At 67.0% G+C, this 20,631-nt stretch carries 20 protein-coding genes; 9 read left to right on the plus strand and 11 right to left on the minus strand.

Going from position 1 to position 20,631, the window contains the following annotated elements:
* Positions 1-243: 243 nt before the first annotated feature.
* The gene (locus HMPREF9710_RS20280; protein ID WP_005669501.1) at positions 244-627 is read left to right on the plus strand and encodes a hypothetical protein; all 384 of its coding nucleotides are present in this window, start codon (positions 244-246) and stop codon (positions 625-627) included.
* Here HMPREF9710_RS20280 and HMPREF9710_RS20285 read toward each other — a convergent pair.
* From HMPREF9710_RS20285 to HMPREF9710_RS20300, 4 genes are all read right to left on the minus strand, one after another.
* A complete protein-coding gene (locus HMPREF9710_RS20285; protein WP_005669502.1) occupies positions 624-1,139 on the minus strand; it encodes a M48 family metallopeptidase in 516 nt (171 codons plus the stop codon). The genes HMPREF9710_RS20280 and HMPREF9710_RS20285 overlap by 4 nt on opposite strands.
* A gap of 79 nt (positions 1,140-1,218) precedes the next feature.
* Entirely contained in the window at positions 1,219-1,575 is a 357-nt protein-coding gene (locus tag HMPREF9710_RS20290) for a KGG domain-containing protein (protein WP_005669504.1), read from the minus strand.
* Between the two features lie 151 nt (positions 1,576-1,726).
* Positions 1,727-2,131 (minus strand): phasin family protein, encoded by a 405-nt coding sequence (locus tag HMPREF9710_RS20295; protein WP_005669506.1) that lies wholly within the window; start codon positions 2,129-2,131, stop codon positions 1,727-1,729.
* Between the two features lie 64 nt (positions 2,132-2,195).
* A complete protein-coding gene (locus tag HMPREF9710_RS20300; RefSeq protein ID WP_005669508.1) occupies positions 2,196-3,227 on the minus strand; it encodes an NADP-dependent oxidoreductase in 1,032 nt (343 codons plus the stop codon).
* A 115-nt stretch (positions 3,228-3,342) separates the two neighbouring features.
* Between HMPREF9710_RS20300 and HMPREF9710_RS20305 the strand changes: the two genes are divergently transcribed.
* The gene (locus tag HMPREF9710_RS20305; RefSeq protein ID WP_005669510.1) at positions 3,343-3,885 is read left to right on the plus strand and encodes a YaeQ family protein; all 543 of its coding nucleotides are present in this window, start codon (positions 3,343-3,345) and stop codon (positions 3,883-3,885) included.
* Between the two features lie 14 nt (positions 3,886-3,899).
* On the opposite strand, the gene HMPREF9710_RS20310 is transcribed toward HMPREF9710_RS20305, so the two are convergent.
* Positions 3,900-4,670 carry a head GIN domain-containing protein gene (locus HMPREF9710_RS20310; protein WP_005669512.1) on the minus strand — a complete coding sequence of 257 codons (771 nt, stop codon included), beginning with the start codon at positions 4,668-4,670 and terminating at the stop codon, positions 3,900-3,902.
* 183 nt (positions 4,671-4,853) lie between these two features.
* On the opposite strand from HMPREF9710_RS20310, the gene HMPREF9710_RS20315 reads away from it, so the two are divergent.
* From HMPREF9710_RS20315 to HMPREF9710_RS20325, 3 genes are all read left to right on the plus strand, one after another.
* Entirely contained in the window at positions 4,854-5,336 is a 483-nt protein-coding gene (locus HMPREF9710_RS20315; protein WP_005669514.1) for a DMT family transporter, read from the plus strand.
* Positions 5,337-5,405: 69 nt separating this feature from the next.
* Positions 5,406-6,527, plus strand: coding sequence for a type IV pilus twitching motility protein PilT (locus HMPREF9710_RS20320; protein ID WP_005669515.1), 1,122 nt, complete (start codon positions 5,406-5,408; stop codon positions 6,525-6,527).
* A gap of 39 nt (positions 6,528-6,566) precedes the next feature.
* Positions 6,567-7,028: a hypothetical protein gene (locus tag HMPREF9710_RS20325; protein ID WP_005669516.1), complete on the plus strand. Its 462-nt coding sequence runs from the start codon at positions 6,567-6,569 to the stop codon at positions 7,026-7,028.
* 80 nt (positions 7,029-7,108) lie between these two features.
* Here the strand turns inward: HMPREF9710_RS20325 and budC are convergent, their stop codons facing one another.
* The 5 genes from budC to HMPREF9710_RS20350 all read right to left on the minus strand — a co-directional run bounded on the left by budC (position 7,109) and on the right by HMPREF9710_RS20350 (position 11,229).
* Positions 7,109-7,870 carry a meso-2,3-butanediol dehydrogenase gene (gene budC / locus HMPREF9710_RS20330; protein ID WP_005669517.1) on the minus strand — a complete coding sequence of 254 codons (762 nt, stop codon included), beginning with the start codon at positions 7,868-7,870 and terminating at the stop codon, positions 7,109-7,111.
* A 158-nt stretch (positions 7,871-8,028) separates the two neighbouring features.
* Positions 8,029-9,297: a c-type cytochrome gene (locus HMPREF9710_RS20335; protein WP_005669518.1), complete on the minus strand. Its 1,269-nt coding sequence runs from the start codon at positions 9,295-9,297 to the stop codon at positions 8,029-8,031.
* On the minus strand, positions 9,294-10,013 hold the full coding sequence (locus HMPREF9710_RS20340) for a c-type cytochrome (protein ID WP_005669519.1): 720 nt from the start codon (positions 10,011-10,013) through the stop codon (positions 9,294-9,296). Before HMPREF9710_RS20340 ends, HMPREF9710_RS20335 begins: the two co-directional genes overlap by 4 nt.
* An 89-nt stretch (positions 10,014-10,102) precedes the next feature.
* Positions 10,103-10,720, minus strand: a complete 618-nt coding sequence (locus tag HMPREF9710_RS20345) for a 3'-5' exonuclease (protein ID WP_005669520.1) — start codon at positions 10,718-10,720, stop codon at positions 10,103-10,105.
* Complete coding sequence (locus HMPREF9710_RS20350; protein WP_005669521.1) at positions 10,717-11,229, minus strand: ProQ/FINO family protein; 513 nt, start codon at positions 11,227-11,229, stop codon at positions 10,717-10,719. Before HMPREF9710_RS20350 ends, HMPREF9710_RS20345 begins: the two co-directional genes overlap by 4 nt.
* 562 nt (positions 11,230-11,791) lie before the next feature.
* Between HMPREF9710_RS20350 and rpoD the strand changes: the two genes are divergently transcribed.
* Positions 11,792-14,521: an RNA polymerase sigma factor RpoD gene (gene rpoD, locus HMPREF9710_RS20355; protein WP_005669522.1), complete on the plus strand. Its 2,730-nt coding sequence runs from the start codon at positions 11,792-11,794 to the stop codon at positions 14,519-14,521.
* Between the two features lie 75 nt (positions 14,522-14,596).
* Here rpoD and ppc read toward each other — a convergent pair whose 3' ends face one another.
* Positions 14,597-17,422, minus strand: a complete 2,826-nt coding sequence (ppc, locus tag HMPREF9710_RS20360) for a phosphoenolpyruvate carboxylase (RefSeq protein ID WP_005669523.1) — start codon at positions 17,420-17,422, stop codon at positions 14,597-14,599.
* 168 nt (positions 17,423-17,590) lie between these two features.
* Between ppc and hemC the strand changes: the two genes are divergently transcribed.
* The 3 genes from hemC to HMPREF9710_RS20375 are packed head-to-tail and all read left to right on the plus strand — an operon-like array spanning position 17,591 to position 20,629.
* The gene (hemC, locus tag HMPREF9710_RS20365) at positions 17,591-18,556 is read left to right on the plus strand and encodes a hydroxymethylbilane synthase (protein WP_005669524.1); all 966 of its coding nucleotides are present in this window, start codon (positions 17,591-17,593) and stop codon (positions 18,554-18,556) included.
* A complete protein-coding gene (locus HMPREF9710_RS20370) occupies positions 18,549-19,352 on the plus strand; it encodes a uroporphyrinogen-III synthase (RefSeq protein ID WP_005669525.1) in 804 nt (267 codons plus the stop codon). The genes hemC and HMPREF9710_RS20370 overlap by 8 nt, the downstream gene beginning before the upstream one ends.
* Positions 19,352-20,629: a uroporphyrinogen-III C-methyltransferase gene (locus HMPREF9710_RS20375; RefSeq protein WP_005669526.1), complete on the plus strand. Its 1,278-nt coding sequence runs from the start codon at positions 19,352-19,354 to the stop codon at positions 20,627-20,629. The genes HMPREF9710_RS20370 and HMPREF9710_RS20375 overlap by 1 nt, the downstream gene beginning before the upstream one ends.
* Positions 20,630-20,631: the final 2 nt, after the last annotated feature.

Below are 20,631 nucleotides of genomic sequence, written 5' to 3' on the forward strand. Positions count from 1 at the left end.
TGAGTGGCCGGAGGCGGAGGAAGGCCTCGGGATGCGGCAATTCCGAGTGTGAGGACTGTATCGGAGCCAGTTCGCGAAGTCGAGTGACCGGCGGTTTGAAATGTGTTTGGACGAAACGTTCGTTGTTGCAGGGCAACGATGACGGCTGGCCGCGGTCGCCATGGGCATCGGAGACACGCGCTGTGTCAAAACAGGCTAGGATGACAGGATGGCATGCCGCCACGTTTTCCTGGAAAGGTTGGAATGAAGCGTTTATCGATCATCATCCTTGCAACCCTGGCCGCCGCCACACCGGCGCTGGCCGCGGACGAAGCGTTCTGCACCTCGATGTGCGCCTCCGAGCAGCGCGAATGCCGCGCCAGCGCCCAGGCGCTGCCGCTGGAGCAGCGGCTGACCGGGTCGACCGCGGAATACCGCAACCCGTTGGCGCGCACCGCCCAGGGCGCGGTGCCGGGCCAGGCGACCCGCGCGCTCGATGCCGCCGGCGACAACGGGCGCCGGATGGCGCGCCTTGGCGCCTGCGACACGGCGCTCCAGCGCTGCACGCGCAGTTGCGCCGCGCAGCCGGATGGCGCGCAGAGCTCGCCGCTGCGGCAACCGCCGGTGTCGCCGGCGCAGTCGAGCTAGTCGCCGCTCCACAGGCGCTCGCCGGACAGGTCGAGCCAGGTCAGGTACAGGCGCACGTCGAACTCGAGCTGGTGGTAATCCGGCTCCATCCAGCAGCACAATTTGTAGAACGCCTTGTCGTGTTCTTTTTCTTTCAGGTGCGCCAGTTCGTGCACGGCGATCATGCGCAGGAAGGGCAGCGGCGCGTCGCGGAACAGGCTGGCGATGCGGATCTCGTGCTTGGCCTTCAGGCGCGAACCCTGGACCCGCGAAATGGCGGTGTGCAGGCCCAGCGCGTGCTGGATTACCTGGATCTTGCTGTCGAAAGCGACTTTCGAGACCGGCGCGGCCTGGCGCAGGTAATCGTCCTTGAGATCTTGCACATAGTCGTACAGGGCGCGGTCGGTGCGGATGCCGTGCGGCTCGGGATAGCGCCTGCGCAAGGTGTCGCCAAGGCGGTTCTGTTCGATCAGCCCGCTGACCTGGGCTTGCAGGGTGTCCGGGTAGGCGGTCAGGTATTTCAGGGTAGGCATAAGCCCGGCAATGTACCACAGGGGCAGGCCCGCCGCGCAGGCCGCGCCGGGACCGCCCCGTAGTCGGCTGCCAGCCGCGCTAGCTTTCTTCTCCCTGGCGATTGCCCTTTTGCGACGAGGCAGCCGCCGCGGCCGCGGCGGCTGCCGCGCGCTGGGCCGATTGCCGGCTTTCGCCGCCCTTGCGGCCGATGTCGGCCATATGGGCCCGGTTGCGGCTCACGGCCTCGCCGCCCTTCTGGCCGGCGCGGCGCGCTTCTTCGGAATCGAATTCGTGCGCCGTGCCTTTCTGGTGGGCCGCCTGGCCCCCTTTGCTGGCGATCTCGCGCTGCTGGTTCTGGTCCATCGCCGCGAAGCCGCGCTTGGCGGGCGGCCCGCTCTTCTGGGCACTGCCCTGACTGCTGCTGCTCTTTCCTCCGTTCTCCTTGCTGGTCGCCATGTCGATCTCCTTGTGCCCGTGGGGCTGTCAGTTGTAGAGGCCGTACGCTATGCATGAACGCACTTGGAGCCATCTCAGGCTGCGCTCGTGCGTTTAGAGAAACGTGGTGAGCGTTAGTTCCGCCCCGTCGCCATACGGCGTGCCGGCCCGCTCAGGCGGCGCGTTTCGCGGGCGCCGGGGCCAGCGCGGCCGCGTGGCCGAGGCCGGTCTGGGCCTCGGCCATCACGCCCATCAGGCCCTGCTGCCACGCGCGCACGTGTTCGCCCAGCGGCTGCCAGCCGCGCATCGCGGTGGGGGCCAGTTGCAGGGGATCGGTGCAGGCGGCGAGCTGGCGGCCGGTGTCGAGCGCGGTCTCGACGAAGTGGCGCGCCATCTGCAGGTTCAGGTCGGTCAGGCGCGCCAGCATTTCATGGCTGCGCTGCGACAGCGTGGCCAGCAGGCTTGCCTGCGCGCCCAGCTGCGCGGCCAGTTGCGTATTCAGCGGCGTGCCCGCCTGCGTGCCGAACTGGTCCTGCAGCGCCGGGTTGGCGAAGAAACTTTCGAAAGGTGACAGCATGGCGGCTCCATGGAGGAAGGGCGGGGCGCCCTGACCTGTACGACCGTGGAGCCGGCGACAAGTTCTAGGCGTCCGCCACTTTCAGCACCAGCTTGCCGAGGTTGCGGCCTTCGAACAGCATCAGGAGCGCTTGCGGGAACTGCTCGAAGCCATCGACCACGTGTTCATGGCTCTGGATCGCGCTCGTCTTGAGCCATTCGCCGAGCTGGGCCACGGCCTCGGGATAGCGCGCCGCGTAGTCGAACACGATCATGCCTTCCATGCGCGCGCGGTTGACCAGCAGCGCCAGGTAGTTGGCCGGACCCTTGACCGGCTCCGTCACGTTGTACTGCGAGATCGCGCCACAGATCACGATGCGCGCCTTCATGTTGATGCGGGTGAGGACGGTGTCGAGGATGTCGCCGCCGACGTTGTCGAAATAGACGTCGACGCCCTGCGGGCAATGCTGCTTGAGCGCGGCGCCGACCTGGCCGGCCTTGTAGTCGATGCAGGCGTCGAAGCCGAGGCGGTCGACGACGAAGGCGCATTTGTCGGCCCCACCGGCGATGCCGACCACGCGGCAGCCCATCTGCCTGGCGACCTGGCCCACGGTCATGCCGACCGCGCCGGCCGCGCCCGACACCACCACCGTCTCGCCGGCCTTGGCCTGGCCGACTTCGCGCAGGCCGAAGTACGCCGTCATGCCGGGCATGCCCAGCAGGTTCAGCCAGGCCGTCAGGGGTCCCACGTGCGGATCGATCCTGGCCAGGTTGGCGGTCTTGTCGTCGGCCGGGCCGGACCAGTAGCGCTGCACGCCGGTGCCGCCCATCACGTAATCGCCCACCTTGAAGCGGGCCGAGCGCGATGCCACCACCACGCCGACGCCGCCGGCGCGCATGACTTCGCCGATCGCCACCGGACGGATATACGATTTGCCTTCGTTCATCCAGCCGCGCATGGCGGGGTCGAGCGACAGGTACAGGACCTTGACCACGACCTCGCCCTCGCCCGGGTCAAGCACGGCCTGTTCGTGGAACTGCCAGTCTTCGCGCCTCGGCAGCCCGACCGGGCGCGCGGCGAGCAGGAACTGCTGGTTCGGAGGGAAAGCATTGGTCATCGCGGTCTCCATGTTCGGTAAGACGGTCAGTCTATACCGGCTGGGAACCCGGCGGTCGCCGCGCATGCGACAATAGCGGGTTTTCATCCTCCAGCACACACAAGCGCACGCAACAATGGCTCTCAAAGCGACCATCTACAAGGCCGACCTGTCGATCGCCGACATGGACCGGAACTACTATCAGGAACACAGCCTGACCATCGCCCGGCATCCGTCCGAAACCGATGAACGCGTGATGATCCGCCTGCTGGCCTTCGCCCTGCACGCCGATCTGGCGCTCGCCTATGGCAAGGATTTGTTCGACGTCGAGGAGCCGGCGCTGTGGCTGAAGGACCTGACCGGCGCCATCCAGACGTGGATCGAGGTCGGCCAGCCGGACGAGAAGCGCCTGCTGAAGGCGGCCGGCCGCGCCGAGAAGGTGGTGGTGTACAGCTATAGCGCGACCAGCAGCATCTGGTTCAAGGGCCTGGCCAACAAGATCGAGCGCGCCAGGAATGTCAGCGTGATCAACATCCCCTCTTCGACGAGCGCGCAACTGGAAAAGATGGCGCAGCGCTCGATGCAGCTGCAGTGCACGATCCAGGACGGCCAGGTGTGGCTGACCGACGGCACGGACACGGTGCAGGTCGAGCGCGAAGTGCTGCGCGGCGCCCTGTAAGCGCCGCTGCCGGATCAGTTCGGGGCGTCGCCCAGTCGGCGCGACTTGCCCGAGCCGGCGACCGAGCTGCGCAGCTGCGGGTCGCCATAGTACTTGACGTCGCCCGAGCCGGCGATCGACATGCTCAGTTCGCGCCGGGCCCAGACCGTCACGTCGCCCGAACCGGCGACGCTGATGCTGGCGCTGTCGGCGGCAACCTTGCCCAGGTCGACATTGCCGGAACCCCCGATCGACACCGACACGTCGCGCGCCTTGCCGCCATTGGCGCGGAAGTCGCCGCTGCCGCCGACGCTGACCGACACTTTTTCGGCGTCGATGCTCGCGACCCGGATCTTGCCCGAGCCGCCCAGGTTCACGCGCAGGGTCTGGGCGCGCAGCGCCTCGGCATCGATGGTGCCCGAGCCGCCCAGAGACAGGCGCTCGATCTGGCGCGCGTTGACGACGATCTTCATCGTGCGCGCGCGCAGGTTCATATTGCGCTTGGTCGGGCGGATGCGCAGCACGCCGTCGTCGACCTCGGTCTCGATCAGGCGCTGCAGGTTGTCGTCGGTCTCGATCGTGATGCCTTCGGTATTGCCCATGCGCAGTTCGAGCTGGGCCGGCAGTTCGAGCGCGATGCCGGTGAAGCGCTCGACCTGGCGCGCCTGGCGCGTCACGCTGCCGCTGCCTTCGACTTTTTCGCCGCCGAAGGGCCAGGCCATGACGGGCGTCGGCGCGGCGACGCAGGCGAGGGTGGCGGCCAGCAGCAGGGTGCGCGCGGCAAAGGATGGTGTGAAGGCTGGCATGGGTGGGCTCCGTGATTCGTTGGTATGGCAGCCATCCTAGCCAGCCGGGCGCATCCGGAAGAGCCGTTTGCGACGAATTGCAGCTTGCCGGGGATGAAATGCATGAACACGCGACGGGGCGTGCCGACGCGCCGGCCCGGAATGCACTAAAATCGTGCGTTTTTTTTGCCAGGACGTACGGAGATGAACCTGATTTTATTGGCGGCGGCATTCTGCATCGGCGTCGCGATGTCGGCGCAGGCCGCGGTGAACAGCCAGTTGGCCCACTCGATCGGGACCAATTCGATCATGGCGGCGTTGATCTCATTCAGCTGCGGCACGGTGGCGCTGCTGGTGATGGCGCTGGCCAAGGGGGGCGTGGCAGGCCTGGGGACGACCTTGACCGCCTTGCCGTCCCAGCCGGCCTGGAAATTCCTGGGCGGCTTCATGGGCGCGGCCTTCGTGCTCGGCACCGTGTTCCTGGCGCCGCGCATCGGCCTCTTGACCCTGGTGGTGCTGGTGATCGCCGGTCAGCTGCTCAGTTCGATGGCGATCGACCATTTTGGCCTGATCAATATGGCCAGGCGCGAGGTGTCGCCGGTGCGCTTGACCGGGGCGCTGGTCGTGGCCCTGGGGGTGACGATCACGGTGTTTGGCGATCGCATTGTTGCGAGTTTGTCACGCTGACGATATTTTTACTCTGGTGCAACATTCCAGTTCTATAATGACTGGAAATCGTTTTTTCTCCAACACCAGATGGAATACCACCAGTCCTCGCAGATCCCGACCCTTTCGTACATCGAAAACGAAGACCACCCGGTGTTCGAGACCCTGGTGCAGCAGATCCTGCACCTGCTGAACTCGAAGCTGGTGTTTTCGGACATCATCATCCACCAAAACAGCCCGTTGATGCTGCGCCAGCCGAAAGGCCTGGTGGCGGTGACCGATTCGCCGATCACGAAGGAAGAGCTGGAAGAATTCTTCGACGTGATCGAGCCGAACTGGCCGCAGCGCATCGCCTCGCGCGCCTTCGACCGCTCGATCGACCTGCATACGGCGCGCATACGCGCCAACTGCTTTCGCTTCCAGGGCGGCAAGCGCATCGGCTGCGTGATCCGGCGCTTTCCGAAGGAGCCGATCGCATTGTCCGACCTGGGCCTGTGGGACGACGAGCGCGAGTTTGCGCGGCTGACCAGTGGGCTGGTGCTGATCATCGGCGACACCTGCCAGGGCAAGTCGACCACGATTGCATCGATCCTGGACGAGATCAATCGCCAGCGTTCCGGCCACATCATCACCATCGAAGATCCGGTCGAGACCCTGATCCCTCAGCGCAAGTGCATCATCACGCAGCGCGAGGTGGGGGAGGATGGCGACGTCGAGAGCTATTACCTGGGGGCGCTCGATGCGCTGCGCGAGCGGCCGGACGTCATCGTGATCGGAGAAATTCGCGATGCGCAGACGGCGCAGGAGGCGCTGGCGCTGGCCGAGTCGGGGCCGCTGGTGCTGGCAACCCTGCATGCGCGCTCGACCGAGCTCGGGCTGCAAAAGATGTTGCGCCTGCTGGGTAATTCGGAGGCGCAGGCGCAGGCATTGGCGCATGCCTTGCGCGGCATCCTGTGCCAGGCGCTGCTGCCGTCGGTCGAAGGGAATCGCTACTATCTTGCGACCGAGTGTCTGACGCCGAGTCCGGCGGTCGTGCGCATGCTCGAGGCGGGGGACCTGGGCGGCATTCGGGCGCAGATGAACAAGGGGATCGATGCCGGGTGCCACACGATGAATGCGTCGCTCGAGGGGCTGTTGGCGGCGCACAAGGTGCGGGTCGAGGATGCGCGCAATGCGACCACCGACCGCGTGGCGTTCGCCGACATGGTCTGATCGACGAGCGGAAATGTCATTGACGACCAGAAAAGCCCGGTGACGTACTCCCGCTTCGTGTCCAGTATCCTGGCCGGTCTGGCGCTGGCGGGGACCGTGCAAGCTTCGCCTTTGGTCAGCTTTTTTCCTCGTGAGAACCTGGGGCAGTTCCTGGCCGAGAAATTCGACCTGGCCACCATTCGGAGCTCATTCGGACCGCGCCGCACTCCCGGGTTACGTACGTTCGCCGACTTTGGCATGAGGCCGAGCAAGGCGACGGACGACACGCTTGTGTTCGATACTGCGGGGGATTGGTATTACGAACTGAAAATCCTGTCTCGACGGGATGTCAACAAGGACGGGATCGAGGATCTGGAAGTGTGTTTTATCGATCGCGCCATGAATGGCGGAACCTATCAGGCATCGTCAGCACTGTTGATCACGCGTTATTCGGCAGATGGCTATGCGGTGGCCTTGCGCTATCGTGTCGGCGACGATGCCTGCCTTGATCAAGCCAGATAAGGCCTTGAGTGGCGTGCGCCATCGGATGGCTGGCGCCCACCGCATATTGTCCGGCGAGAGCGGGATTTCTGGACCGATGCTTACTGCGGCGGCTGTCCGTTGGAAGCCATCAACCCAGCATCCACCGGCAGATTCACCCCGGTGATCAGGCGCGCATCCTCGCTCGCCAGGAACGCCATCGCCGCCGCCACGCCTTCCGGATCTTCCGGCGCGCCGAGCGGCATGCGTTCCCTGAACTTGGCGACCAGCTCGGGATCGGCCAGCATGTCCTCGGTCATCCTGCTCACCGTGAAGCTCGGATTGACCGCGTTCACCCGCACGCCATCCTTCGCCGCATCCATCGCCATCGCGCGCACCATATTGCTGACGGCGCCCTTCGACGTGTTGTAGGCAAACAGATTCCAGTCGCCGCCAAGGCCGGACACCGACGAGGTCATGACGATCGACCCGTGCACCTTTACCAGCTCGGGCATCGCCGCCTTGGCCATGTGATAGTAGCCGCCGACATTGACCGCCATGACGCGCTCGAAGTCTTCCTCGCTGGTCTGCGTGATGTCGCCTTCGGTCGCCATGCCGGCGTTGTTGATGAGGATATGCAGCCCGCCGAAGCGGTCGACGGCCGCCTTGACGGCGGCGCTCGCGGTGTCCTTGTCGGCGGTATCGCCGACCTGCACGAGCACGCGGTCCTGGGGCAGGCTGGAGGCGGCCTTCTTCAGCGTGTCGCCATCGATGTCGAGCATCACGACGCGGGCGCCTTCGTCGAGGAAGCGGCGGGCAGCCGCCAGGCCGATGCCGGAGGCCGCACCGGTGACCAGCACGGTTTTTTCGTTGAAACGGTTCATCCTTGTCCTTTCGGGCCGGCTCACGGGGGCGCGATTGCGCGCAGGCCGCCGAAGTGAGCCTGATCAGTTGACGGAAAATTGGTCACGACGATAGCACGCCCATACGTGCACAGCCGTTCGGTTCTGGCAGGCAACGGTGGAGGACGTCGCTACGCGCTTCAGTCGCCGGTGATCGCCCGATACCGGTTGACTTCGACCGCAGTCACGGGCGGCGCGGCATTGCCCCAGCTGGCCCGGATCCAACTGAGCACCGCCGCCACCTGGGCATCGTCCAGCTCGTGGCCGAACGGCGGCATGCCGTAGGGGCGCGGATTGCCCTCCGTCCCGGGCGGGAACCCGCCATTGACCGTCATGCGGATCGCGTTCACGGCCGGGCTCAAGGTCACGGCGCGGTTTCCCGCCAGCGGCGGATAAGCCGGCAGCTTGCCCCGTCCATCGTCGCCATGGCATTGCGCGCAACTGGCCTCGTAGATGCGGCGGCCCTCGAGCAGCACCTGCTCGTCCGCCGGGGGCGCGCGATCCGGCCGCTGCGCAGGCGTCGCCGGCAGTGATTGCAGATAGCTCGCCATCGCCCCTAGGTCGTCCGGCGTCAGGTGCTGCAAGCTGCGCGCCACCACTTCGGCCATCGGCCCGGTGGCCGAGCCGCGCGGCGAGATGCCGGCGCCGAGCAGCGCCACGATGTGTTCCCTGTCCCAATCGCCCAGTCCAGCCTCGCTGCCGGACGTGAGCGACGGCGCATACCACCCCAGCGTCGGAATCAGGCCGCCATCGAGTCCTTCCGTGTTCGCGCCAAACCGGTTGCGCGTGCTGTGGCAGGCGCTGCAATGCCCCAGGCCCTCGACCAGGTAGGCGCCGCGATTCCACTCGGCGCCGCGCGCCGGCTGCGCTTCGTGCACGCCGGGCCGAAAGTACAGCAGGCGCCAGCCGGCCAGCAGCGCCTGGCTGTCGTAGGGGAAGCCGAGTTCGTGCGGCCGGTTCGGCTGGCGCTGCGGCGCCAGGCTGCGCAAGTACGCGAACAGGGCGTCCGAATCGGCGCGCGTGACCTTCGTGTAGTTCGTGTAGGGGAAGGCCGGGTAGAGCAGGCGGCCATCCCTGGCGATGCCGTTGTGCAGCGCGTTCCAGAAGTCGTCTGCGCTCCAGTCGCCGATGCCGGTTTCCTTGTCCGGCGTGAGGTTCGGCCCATAAAAACGGCCGAACGGCGTATCGAGCGCGCGGCCGCCGGCGTAGGCCACGCCGCCGCGCGCCGTGTGGCAGGCAATGCAGTCGCCGGCCCGCGCCAGGTAGGCGCCACGTTCGATATTGGCCGTGTTCAAAGCATAGGCGGCCGGAGAACTCGATGGAATATGCTCGGCGCGCGGCCAGGCCAGCGCCACCGCGGCCACGACGAGAACGACGATAAGGAGGAGGGCAATCCGCAAGGTCTTCATCGCGCCTCCGGATCACTGCCGCAGGCCAGCGGCAAGGGACGCGCGATGGCGTCGGCCGGGCGCGGGTCAGGCGGCATCGGCTGCGCCGCCAGCCAGCCCGAAATGGCAGAGACATCCTCCAGCGACAGGCGCGCCGTGATGTCGGCCATGCAATCGGGCGCATGCGCGCGCCGCACCTTGTTGCGCCAGGCGCCGAACTGCGCGTTGACGTAGTCGCGCGGCAGGCCGAGCAGGCCCGGGATGTTCGGTTGCACGCCGGTCAGGCGCGCGCCGTGGCAGGCGACGCAGGCCGGGATCTTGCGCGCGGCGTCACCGTCGACCACGAGCCGGCGCCCGCGTTCGAGCGCAGCGGCCGACAAACCGGATGGTTGCGGGGGCAGAACGGTCGGCGGCAGGGCCGCGAAGTGCTGGGCGATCTCGCGCAGGTAAGCGTCGGGCAGGTGGTCGACCAGGTAGGTCATCAAGGGATACTGGCGCCGGCCGTCGCGAAAGTTGAGCAGCTGGTGATACAGGTAGCCGGCCGGCTTGCCCTGCAATCGCGGATAGAAGCTGTCGTTGACGGGGTTGCCGCGCCCATCGACCCGCGCATGACAGGTCGCGCAGGCCAGCAGGCGCTGGTCGAGGGTGTCGGGGACGGTGTGCGGCGCCGCCCTGGCCGTGCAGGCCAGCGCGCCGAGCAGGGAGGCGAAGAAGAGGCGAAGGCTTCGTGATCTCATGGACTCCCACCGGCATCGAAGATGGTGAGAATGATATCGCGAATTGCCGAGCCTGACTCCCTCTTTTGGTGCGCGGGCTTCGATGCGCCTCAGGCCGGCGGATTCGCCTTCCATTGGCGGTAGATCTTCAGCGCCGCATGCGCATCGTCGGCCGCATACTGCAACTGCTTGTCCGACAGCCGGGGCAGGGCCCAGTTGGTGGTGGTGATGCGCTTGGACTTTTGCAGGCGCTGGCCGAAGAAGCGCTCGACGGCGCTCCTCGCGCCGAGCGGATTCCTTTCTCCGCGCCGGCGCAGCGCCGTCGACAGGTCGAGCACATTGCGCAGCCCGATGCCGAACTTGGACTTCAGGCGCTTGACGTCGTCGCCCAGGCCGAAACCCACCTTCAGCACGCGCTCGTCCTCGAGCACGGGCTTGAGCACGGTGACCGCCAGCGCCATGCCGGCCGGGGTCGCGGTCTGGAACAGCCAGGCCGTGTCCAGGGTCGCGAGCTGCACCAGGTGCGGCCCGGTCGAGACTTCTCCCTTGGCGAAGGTCGGCTTGGATTCGGTGTCGAAGCCGATCGCGTCGCTGGCCAGCAGGTCGGCCAGCGCCTCGCGCGCGTCCTGCTCGCTGCGCACCAGGCGCACCCGGGCCAGATCGATGCCGACGTATGGCGGCAGATCGGGCGGCAGGTCGTCCTCGGGGATCCCGGGCTCCGCGCTCAATTCTTCGAGAATTTGGACGCCAGCGCCTGCAGTTTTTCCTGGCGCTTGCGGTTGTTTTCTTCTTCCTGTGCGGCTTCGCGTTCGGCCTTCTTGCGCTCGGCTTCCTTCTTGAAGCGCTGCTGCAGCTGTTCCTTGGCGTGCAGGCGGTGCGCTTCGGGCACTTCGGCGCCCGCGGTGCCGTCCAGGTCGTGGCGCACTTTCGCCTTTTCCATCGCGCGCAGGTAGCGCATCGAACCGGTATGGATGCCCAGGGCGGCGCGCATCACCTTCTTGTCCAGGCCGGGCATGCGGGCCAGCAGCTGCTTGTCGATGCCGATCGACAGCGGCAGGCAGTCGCGGAAGGCTGGATACTCCTGCTGGAGTTGCTTGAGCAGCGCGCGCGCCGACAGGCCCTGCGCCGGCGCGGCGGCCGGCGCTGCGGTAGCTGGCGCTTGCGGCTGCTGCGCCTCCGGAGTGGTGGCCGGATTGGCGTTCGTGTCGACGGACTCTGCAGGGGTATTGGTATTCATTGACTTCATGGTAAGAACAGGATTGCGAAGGATAGCACGGCGCTCGGGCGCGCATTGTACTAGTTCTCATTATAAATGTTGGGAAACTTATAGCAGGGGGAAGCGCCGGCGCATGAAATCGTGTATCATCCGCCTCTTGCCTTGAGTCCGGCTTGCGCCGGCGCAGACACGCCCAGCAGCTTGCACGGACGGCATGTCAGGGTGGCGCTATGTGAATTGTGTATATCCCTTATCGGATCTATCAATTATCACCAAAACTTGCATTGGGGCATAATAACCCCTTCCCCTATTCTTCTAGAAAAATAGATGCAAGCCCGTGTTAGCGGGCTTTTTTTCGTTCCGACATGCACAGCACGATTTTGAACATCGACCATCGCCTATCTGTCCGCAGCCCAGAATCGAGTTGGCGCGCGCAAAACCCGGTAAGTCGTGCTTGAAACCTGGCATGTCCGCCCCTAGGTAGGGCCACTTCCGTTCCCCCTTTCCCAGGATCCGTACGCGGGTCCCGCTGGATTATTGACTTCGCAGGCGCGCACCTCGCCTCGACTGGAGAGTTTTAAGTATGAAAAACACCGCCAAGACATTGACACTGACAGCGAAAAAAGCGCCGGCCAAGGCTTCGGCGCCGCTGGCAGTGCCGAAAACCGCGACCTCCTACTTCCTCGAAACGGAAGCGGCGGCCAAGGTGACGGTGGTCAAGACCCGTTCGCGCCTGGCCACGCTCAAGGCGCAGGCCGACGCCATCCTGGCCGCCGGCGGCCCGGTGGCGGCCGAGCCGGTCGCTGCGCCAGTCGTGGAAGAGACGCCTGCCGCGGCCCCGATCGCCGCCGCGGTCGAAGAGGTGGTGGCCGAAGCCGCCGCACCGGTGCTGGCCGAATCCGCTCCTGCCGCTGCCGAAGCCGACGTGGACGCCGGCATCGACCTGGCCGCCGAATACATGCAGGCGCAGGCCAAGCCGGCCGTGGCGCCGGTCATCGTGCGCAAGCGCGGCAAGCTGGCCGCCTTGAAGGCAGCCGAGCCGGAAGTCCCGGTCGCAGCTTCTGCTCCGACCGCTGCTCCGATCGTGGCGCCGGTGGCCCAGGCCGCCGAGGAAGCGCCGAAAGTCGTGCGCACCCGCGCCGTGCGCCGCGTCGAGACCAGCCCGGCAGCCCCGGTGAGCGCCGTCGGCGCCGTCAGCAAGACCACCGACGCCGCCGCGCTGGCCGCGATCGACACCTCGGGCTACCTGCTGCCGCAGGTGAAGGTCCCGGGCCGCCGCGGCCGCAAGCCGAGCGAATTCGTGCCGGAGAACGATGAAGTCGCGGCGCTGAACGCCGTCGAGCGCGCCGAACTGAAGGCCGCCTCGAAGGCGCGCGAGCGCAAGGCCAAGGGCCTCGGCATGCTGAACGAAGCCGGTTTCTCGGAAGCCGAACTCGAAAAGCGCCGCCAGCAGCTGAAGAACCTGATCAATATGGGCAAGGAGCGCGGCTACCTGACCCATGCCGAGATCAACGACCACCTGCCGGAAAACATCATCGATCCGGAAGCGATCGAAGGCATCATCGCGACCTTCAACGACATGGGCATCGCCGTCTACGAGCGCGCCCCTGAAGCCGAAATGATGCTGCTGTCGGACCAGGCCGTGACCCCGACCAGCGAAGACGAAGTCGAGGCCGCCGCCGCGACCGCGCTGTCGACCGTCGACTCCGACTTCGGCCGCACCACCGACCCGGTCCGCATGTACATGCGCGAGATGGGCGCGGTGTCGCTGCTGACGCGCGAAGGCGAGATCGAGATCGCCAAGCGCATCGAGCAGGGCTTGAAGGACATGGTCCAGGCCATCTCGGCGTGCCCGACCACGATCTCGGAAATCATCGCGCTGTCGCACAAGATCGCCAGCGACGAGCTGAAGATCGACGATGTGGTCGATGGCTTCGTCGACCTCGAAGACACCCCGGCGCCGGCCGCCTCGGTGGCCCACGCCGCCGCTGCCGCAGAAGAGGACGAAGAGGAAGAAGAAGAGGTCGAGGACGAAGAAGAAGAGGGCGAAGGCGGCAGCGCCGGCGGCGCCGCGGCCGGCTACTCGGCCGAGCAACTGGCCCAGCTGCGCAAGGGCGCGCTGGAGAAGTTCGCGCTGATCGAGCAGCAGTTCGACCTGATGGGCCACGCCTTCAAGAACGAGGGCTATGGTTCGCCGGCCTACGAAGAAGCGCAGGCCGTGATCTCGTACGAGCTGCTGGGCATCCGCTTCACCGCCAAGGTGGTCGAGAAGCTGTGCGACACGCTGCGCGGCCAGATGGACGAAGTGCGTTCGATCGAGCGCGCCGTGCTGGACATCTGCGTGAACCGCTGCGGCATGCCGCGCGCCCACTTCATCAAGGTCTTCCCGGGCAACGAGACCGACCTGCAATGGGGCGACCGCGAAGTCGACTGCGCCTATCCGTACAGCGCGGTGCTGAGCCGGAATCTGCCGGCGATCAAGGAGCTGCAGCAGCGCATGATCGACCTGCAGGCGCGCGTGGCGCTGCCGCTGGCCGACCTGCGCAAGATCAACAAGCAGATGGCGGCCGGCGAGAAGCGCGCACGCCAGGCCAAGCGCGAAATGACGGTGGCCAACCTGCGCCTGGTGATCTCGATCGCGAAGAAATACATCAACCGCGGCCTGCAATTCCTGGACCTGATCCAGGAAGGCAATATCGGCCTGCTGAAGGCGGTCGACAAGTTCGAATACCGTCGCGGTTATAAATTCTCGACCTATGCGACCTGGTGGATCCGCCAGGCGATCACGCGCTCGATCGCCGACATGGCGCGCACGATCCGCGTGCCGGTGCACATGATCGAGACGATCAACAAGATGAACCGCATCTCGCGCCAGATCATGCAGGAAACCGGCAGCGAGCCGGATCTGCCGACCCTGGCCGCCAAGATGGAGATGCCGGAGAATAAGGTTCGCGAGATCATGAAGATCGCGAAGGAACCGATTTCGATGGAAACCCCGATGGGCGAGGACGGCGATTCGCAGCTGGGCGACTTCATCGAGGACAATGCGACCCTGGCCCCGCTGGACGCCGCGCTGCACGCCTCGATGCGCAACGTGATCAAGGAAGTGCTGGACTCGCTGACCCCGCGCGAAGCAAAGGTGCTGCGCATGCGCTACGGCGTCGAGATGTCGAACGACCACACGCTGGAAGAAGTGGGCAAGCAGTTCGACGTGACCCGCGAGCGTATCCGCCAGATCGAAGCCAAGGCGATGAGCAAGCTGCGCCAGCCGTCGCGTTCGGACAAGCTCAAGACCTTCCTGCACAACCAGTAATTCATCGGTGGTGTGGATGTAAAAAAGCCGCCCGGTTTGCGCCGGGCGGCTTTTGTTTTTTCGAGCGCTACGCGCTCAACCGGTGTTGCGCAGCCCCGCCGCCACCCCGTTGATCGACAAATGAATCCCGCGATGCACGCGCGGGTCGGCATTGTCGGCCAGCTTGCGGCGGCGATGGATCAGCTCCACCTGCAGGTGGTTCAGCGGATCGAGATAGGCGAAGCGGTTCTGGATCGAGCGGGCAAGCAGCGGGTTGCCGGCCAGCCGTTCGCTGGCGCCGGTGATCGCTTCCAGGGTGCGGATCGTCTCGCCATGCTCGGCCGCGATGCGGCGGAAGATGCGCTCGCGCAGGCCGGCGTCGCTCACCAGGCCGGCGTAGCGCGAGGCGATCGCCAGGTCGGTCTTGGCCAGCACCATGTCCATGTTCGACAGCAGGGTGGCGAAGAACGGCCAGTCGCGGTACATCGCGCGCAGCTCTTCCAGTTTCGCGTCGCGATCGGCGCCGACGTTGGCATCGTCGAGCCAGCTCGTCACGCTCGACGCGAACCCGAACCAGCCCGGCAGCAGCAGGCGGCACTGGCCCCACGAGAAGCCCCAGGGAATCGCGCGCAGGTCTTCGATGCGGCGGGTCGACTTGCGCGAGGCTGGGCGCGAACCGAGGTTCAATTCCGCGATCTCGGCGATCGGCGTGCCTTCGAAGAAGTAGTCGGTGAAGCCCGGCGTTTCGTACACGAGGTTGCGGTAGGCCTTGTAGGCGCGGTTCGACAGCTCGGCCATGACCGACTCGAAACGCTGCAGGCGCCCGGCGTCGACGCCGCTGGCGCCGTCTTTCACACCGTGCGGCGTCAGGCTCGCTTCCAGCGTCGCCGCCACCAGCAGCTCCAGGTTGCGGCGCCCGATCTCGGGGTTCGAGAATTTCGAGGCGATGATTTCGCCCTGTTCGGTCAGGCGGATCTGGCCGTTGACGGTGCCGGGCGGCTGGGCGCGGATCGCGTCGTAGCTCGGGCCGCCGCCGCGGCCGACGGTGCCGCCGCGACCGTGGAACAGGCGCAGCTTGACCTGGCGCTGTTCGAACACCTCGACCAGTTTCAACTCGGCCTGGTACAGCTCCCAGTTCGAGGTCAGGAAGCCGCCGTCCTTGTTCGAGTCGGAGTAGCCGAGCATGACTTCCTGCAGGCGGCCCTGTTTCTCGATGATGCCGGCCACTAGCGGAATCGCCATCCACTCGTCCATGATGCCGGCGGCGCGCTGCAGGTCGGGGATGGTTTCGAACAGCGGGATCACCATCACGTCACTGAGCCCCGCGCTCACGCGCATCAGCCCTGTCTCCTTCTGCAGCAGCAGCACTTCGAGCAGGTCGGACACGGTCTCGGTGTGCGAGATGATGTAGTTGCGGATCGCGCGCGGGCCGTAGCGCAGGCGGATCTCGCGCGCGCAGCGCAAAATCGCCAGCTCGGAATTGGTCTCGTCGCCATAGCTTTCGTACGGCGAGAACAGGGGCCGCGGCTGCGCCAGCTCGCGCAGGATGAGCGCGCGCTTGTCCTCTTCTTCCATCCCCGCATAGTCGGCTTCGACGCCGGCGCGCGCGAACAGCTCGGCCAGCACGCGCTCGTGGATGTCCGAGCTCTGGCGCATGTCGAGCGAAGCGAGATGGAAGCCGAAGATGCGCGCGGCGCGCAGCAGGCCGGCCAGGCGCGGCTGGATCAGCATGGCGCCGTGGTTCTGGCGCAGCGAGTCGGCCAGCACCTCGAGGTCGGCCGCGAACAGTTCCGGGTCGAGATAGGGCGCGGCATGGCCGACTTCCTTGCGCAGGATGTGGCCCACGCCCAGCTCGCGCGCGGTGGCGGCCAGGCGCGCATAGATGCCGATCAGGGCGCGGCGGTAGGGTTCGTCGCTGCGGTGCGGCGAGGCGTCGGGCGAGGCGTCGGCCAGCTGTTCCAGCGCCGGCGACACCTTGACCAGCAGGGTGGAGGCCGACAGCTCGGCGCCCAGCGCGTGCACCTCGTCGAGGTAGAAGTCGAGGATGGTGGTCGACTGGCGCGTCAGCGCGTGGCGCATGGTGTCGGCGTTGACGTTCGGGTTGCCGTCGCGGTCGCCGCCGATCCAGCTGCCCATCTGCAGGAACGAGGCGTGGGCGGCGGCGGCCGACCCATCGCCGCCATACTGTTCGGCGAGCTCGAGTTCAATGTCGTCGTACAGGGCCGGGACTTCGCGCAGGAAGGTGATGCGGTAGTAGGACAGGGCGTTCTCGATCTCGTCGGCCACGGTCAGCTTGGAGTAGCGCAGCATGCGCGTCTGCCACAGGGTGGCGATGCGGGCGTGCAGCAGCTGCTCGTTGCGGCGGCGTTCCTTCGGCGTCTGCGGCGCGTCGCGCTCGGCCAGCAGGCGCGCGATGTCGTGCTCGGCGTCGAGGATGCTCTTGCGCTGGACTTCGGTCGGGTGCGCGGTCAGCACCGGCGAGATCAGGGCGTCGCGGAAGAACGCGTCCACGGTATCGCGCCCGATGCCCGCCTCGGCCAGCTTGCCCAGCGCGTAGCCGATGCTGCCCGAGCGCGGCGCCGAACCTTGCAACAGGTGCGCGCGGCGGCGCCGGTTGTGGTGCTGGTCTTCGGCGATATTGGCCAGGTGCGAGAAGTACGAGAAGGCGCGCACCACCGAAATCGTCTGGTCGCGGGTGAGCTTGTGCAGCAGGGTGGCCAGCTCTTCGCCGGCGTCCGGATCGTCGTCGCGGCGGAAGCGCACCGCGGTTTGGCGGATGGTTTCCACGATGTCGAACACCGCGTCGCCTTCCTGGTCGCGCAGCACGTCGCCCAGCAGGCGTCCGAGCAGGCGGATGTCTTCTTTGAGCGGCGCGTCCTTGTCGGCGCCGGCTTGTACTACGGGTGCAGCAGGATTGTCCATGTCGACCACAAGTAATAGATTGTGCGATGGCGGTGGGCCATGATCTGCAAGATGCCCCCATGATAAAATTTATGATCTTATGCAGGGAGCGGCTACTGGCATCGTCCGGGTCGGCCCAATGACAGTGAAAGAACTCGAGTGTTAAACGCTATACAGCAGGAATCCAACGTGACGCCCCAGGCGCCAGCCAAATTGATTATCGCATCCCGCGAGAGCCGCCTCGCCATGTGGCAGGCGGAGCACGTGCGCGACCGGCTCGCCGCATTATATCCAGAATGTAGCGTCGAAATTCTCGGAATGACAACACGCGGCGACCAGATCCTCGACCGTACCCTGTCCAAGGTCGGCGGCAAGGGCCTGTTCGTCAAGGAACTCGAGGTCGCGATGGCCGAAGGCCGCGCCGACCTGGCCGTGCACTCGCTCAAGGACGTGCCGATGGAGCTGCCCGAAGGCTTCGAGCTGGCTGCCGTGCTCGAGCGCGAAGACCCGCGCGACGCCTTCGTCTCGAACGACTACGCCAGCCTGGATGAGCTGCCGCCCGGCGCCGTGGTCGGCACCAGCAGCCTGCGCCGCCAGTCGCTGATCGCGGCGCGCTACCCGCACCTGGTGATCCAGCCGCTGCGCGGCAACCTCGACACCCGGCTGGCGAAGCTCGATCGCGGCGATTATGCAGCGATCATCCTGGCCGCCGCGGGCCTCAAGCGCCTGGGGCTGCCGCAGCGCATCAAGGCCTTGCTCGAGCCCGAGCTGAGCCTGCCGGCGGCCGGCCAGGGTGCGATGGCGATCGAGATCCTGAGCGGCGCGCGCAGCGACGGCGTCGACCTGCGCGCCGTGCTGGCCCCGCTCAACCACGTCGAAACCGCCCAGGCGGTGCTGGCCGAGCGCAAGGTGTCGCGCATCTTCGGCGGCAGCTGCCAGATCCCGCTGGCGGCCTACGCCACCGTGCAGGACGGCCAGATGCGCCTGCGCGCCATGGTCGCGACCCCGGACGGCAAGCGCAGCGCGCACGCCGAGGTGGCGGGCGCCGCCGGGCAGCCGGAATACCTGGGAGAGCAGGTGTCCGAGCTGCTGGCGCAGCAGGACGCCAGCGCGATCCTGGCCGCCTGCCGCTTGGACGCGGCCGAGGATGCCTGAACTGGAGCCAGGCGTGAGCGAGCGCGTGGTCGTGGTCACCCGGCCGCGCGCCCAGGCCGATGGCCTGGCAGAGGCGCTGCGGGCGCTCGGCCGCACGGCCGAGGTCTTGCCGCTGCTCGAGATCGCCCCGGTCGACGATCCGGCGCCGCTGCGTGCGGCGCTGGCCGCCCTGCATGAGTATGCGCTGGCGGTGTTCGTCTCGCCGAATGCGGTCGATGGGGCGTTTGCCCACCTGGAGGCATGGCCGCCGGCCGTGCCGCTGGCGGTCGTGGGCGAGGGCAGCCGCGCCGCGCTGGCGCGCCATGGCGTGGCGGCGCCCGCCCATACGATCCACAGTCCGCTCGACCCCGCCCACGCCGATTCGGAACACCTGCTCCAGAGCCTGGACCTGGCCCTGTTTGCCGGCCGGCGCGTGTTGATCGTGCGCGGCGACGGCGGGCGCGAGCTGCTGGCCGACGCCCTGCGCGCGGCCGGCGCCACGGTCGAGGCGGTGGCGGCCTACCGCCGCGCCACCCCTGTATTGACGGACGAGCTGGGCGCACGATTGCGCGCCTTGCTGGCGCAGCCAAACGACTGGATAATCACGAGCTCGGAAGCCTTGCGCGGCCTGGCCGGCCTGGTGGCGGCGCTGGGGCCGCCGCAGTTCCAGGCACAGTACCAGGAACGGTTCGAGCGGCAGCGCCTGGTGGTGCCCCATGCGCGGATTGCCGAGACGGCGCATGCGCTGGGCCTGCGCCAGGTGACCCTGACGGGATCCGGAGATGCCCGCATACTAGCAGCGTTACAATCACAATAATGAACGAATTGCCGAACAATCCAGATCAGCCGCAGGCCAATGTGCCCGCACCGAGTCTCCACAAGCCCGAGGGCGTCCAGAGCGGCGTGCCGGAGGGCGCGGCCGGCGGCGCCGGCATGCCCCCTCCGGGCGGCACGCCACCGGCGGGTGGCGTGCCCCCGGCCGGAGGCGTGCCCGTCCTGCCGCGCATGGGCGAGCCGGGCGGCCCGGGCCTGTTCGACCGCCTGGCGCGCCCGCTGCCGCTGGCCGTGATCGCGCTGGCCGTGCTGCTGGCGCTGCAGACGTATTCGTCGCACAACCGCATCAACGCGCTGCGCCAGGACATGGCGCGCAGCCTCCAGAAGGGCAATGCGGTCAATGCCGAGACGGCGGCGCTGGCGCGCGACGTGGCGGACCAGTCGAAGGAGCTCCAGATCAAGGTCGGCGTGCTCGAAAGCCGCCAGAGCGAGGCCCAGAGCCAGCAGGTGGCGCTCGAGCAACTCTATAAAGACCTGTCGCAGAACCGCGACGAGTGGGCGCTGACCGAGATCGAGCAGGTCCTGTCGACCGCCAGCCAGCAGCTGCAACTGGCCGGCAACGTGCAGGGCGCCCTGATCGCGCTGCAGAACGCCGACCGCGCGGTGTCGCGCTCCGATACCCCGCAGTTCCTCACCATCCGGCGCGCCATCGCGGGCGACATCGAGAAGCTCAAGGCCTTGCCGGCGGTGGACCTGGCCGGCGTCGCCGTGCGCCTCGACCACGTGATCGGGCAGGTCGATTCGCTGCCGATGCTGTCGAGCGAAAAGCCGCTGCTGCCGGTGGCGCCGGTGCGCGCCGCGCGCAAGGGCGAGGCGGCTGTCTCCGCAGCCGGCGCCGGAGCGAATGCGGCGGGCGCCGATGCGGCGCAGCCGCTGGGCGTGGGCCAGCGCATGCTCCAGACCTGGACCTTGTGGAGCCAGGAGATGTGGGACGACGTGCGCCAGCTGATCCGGGTGCGCAGCGTCGAGTCGCCCGAGGCGCTGATGCTGTCGCCGAGCGAGTCGTTCTTCGTGCGCGAGAACCTCAAGCTGCGCCTGCTGAACGCGCGCCTGGCGCTGTTGTCGCGCAACGAAGCGACCTTCCGCGACGACCTGGCCACGGCCCAGGCCATGCTGCTCAAGTATTTCGACACGCGCGCGCGCGTGACGCAGTCGGCCCAGGCCGCGCTGCGCCAGGTCCAGGCCAACAACCTGACGATCGAGATGCCGACGCTGGCCGACAGCCTGAACGCCGTGCGCAACTACAAAGCGAAACAATAAGC

Source organism: Massilia timonae CCUG 45783, from assembly GCF_000315425.1.
GTDB classification, from domain to species: Bacteria; Pseudomonadota; Gammaproteobacteria; order Burkholderiales; family Burkholderiaceae_D; genus Telluria; species Telluria timonae.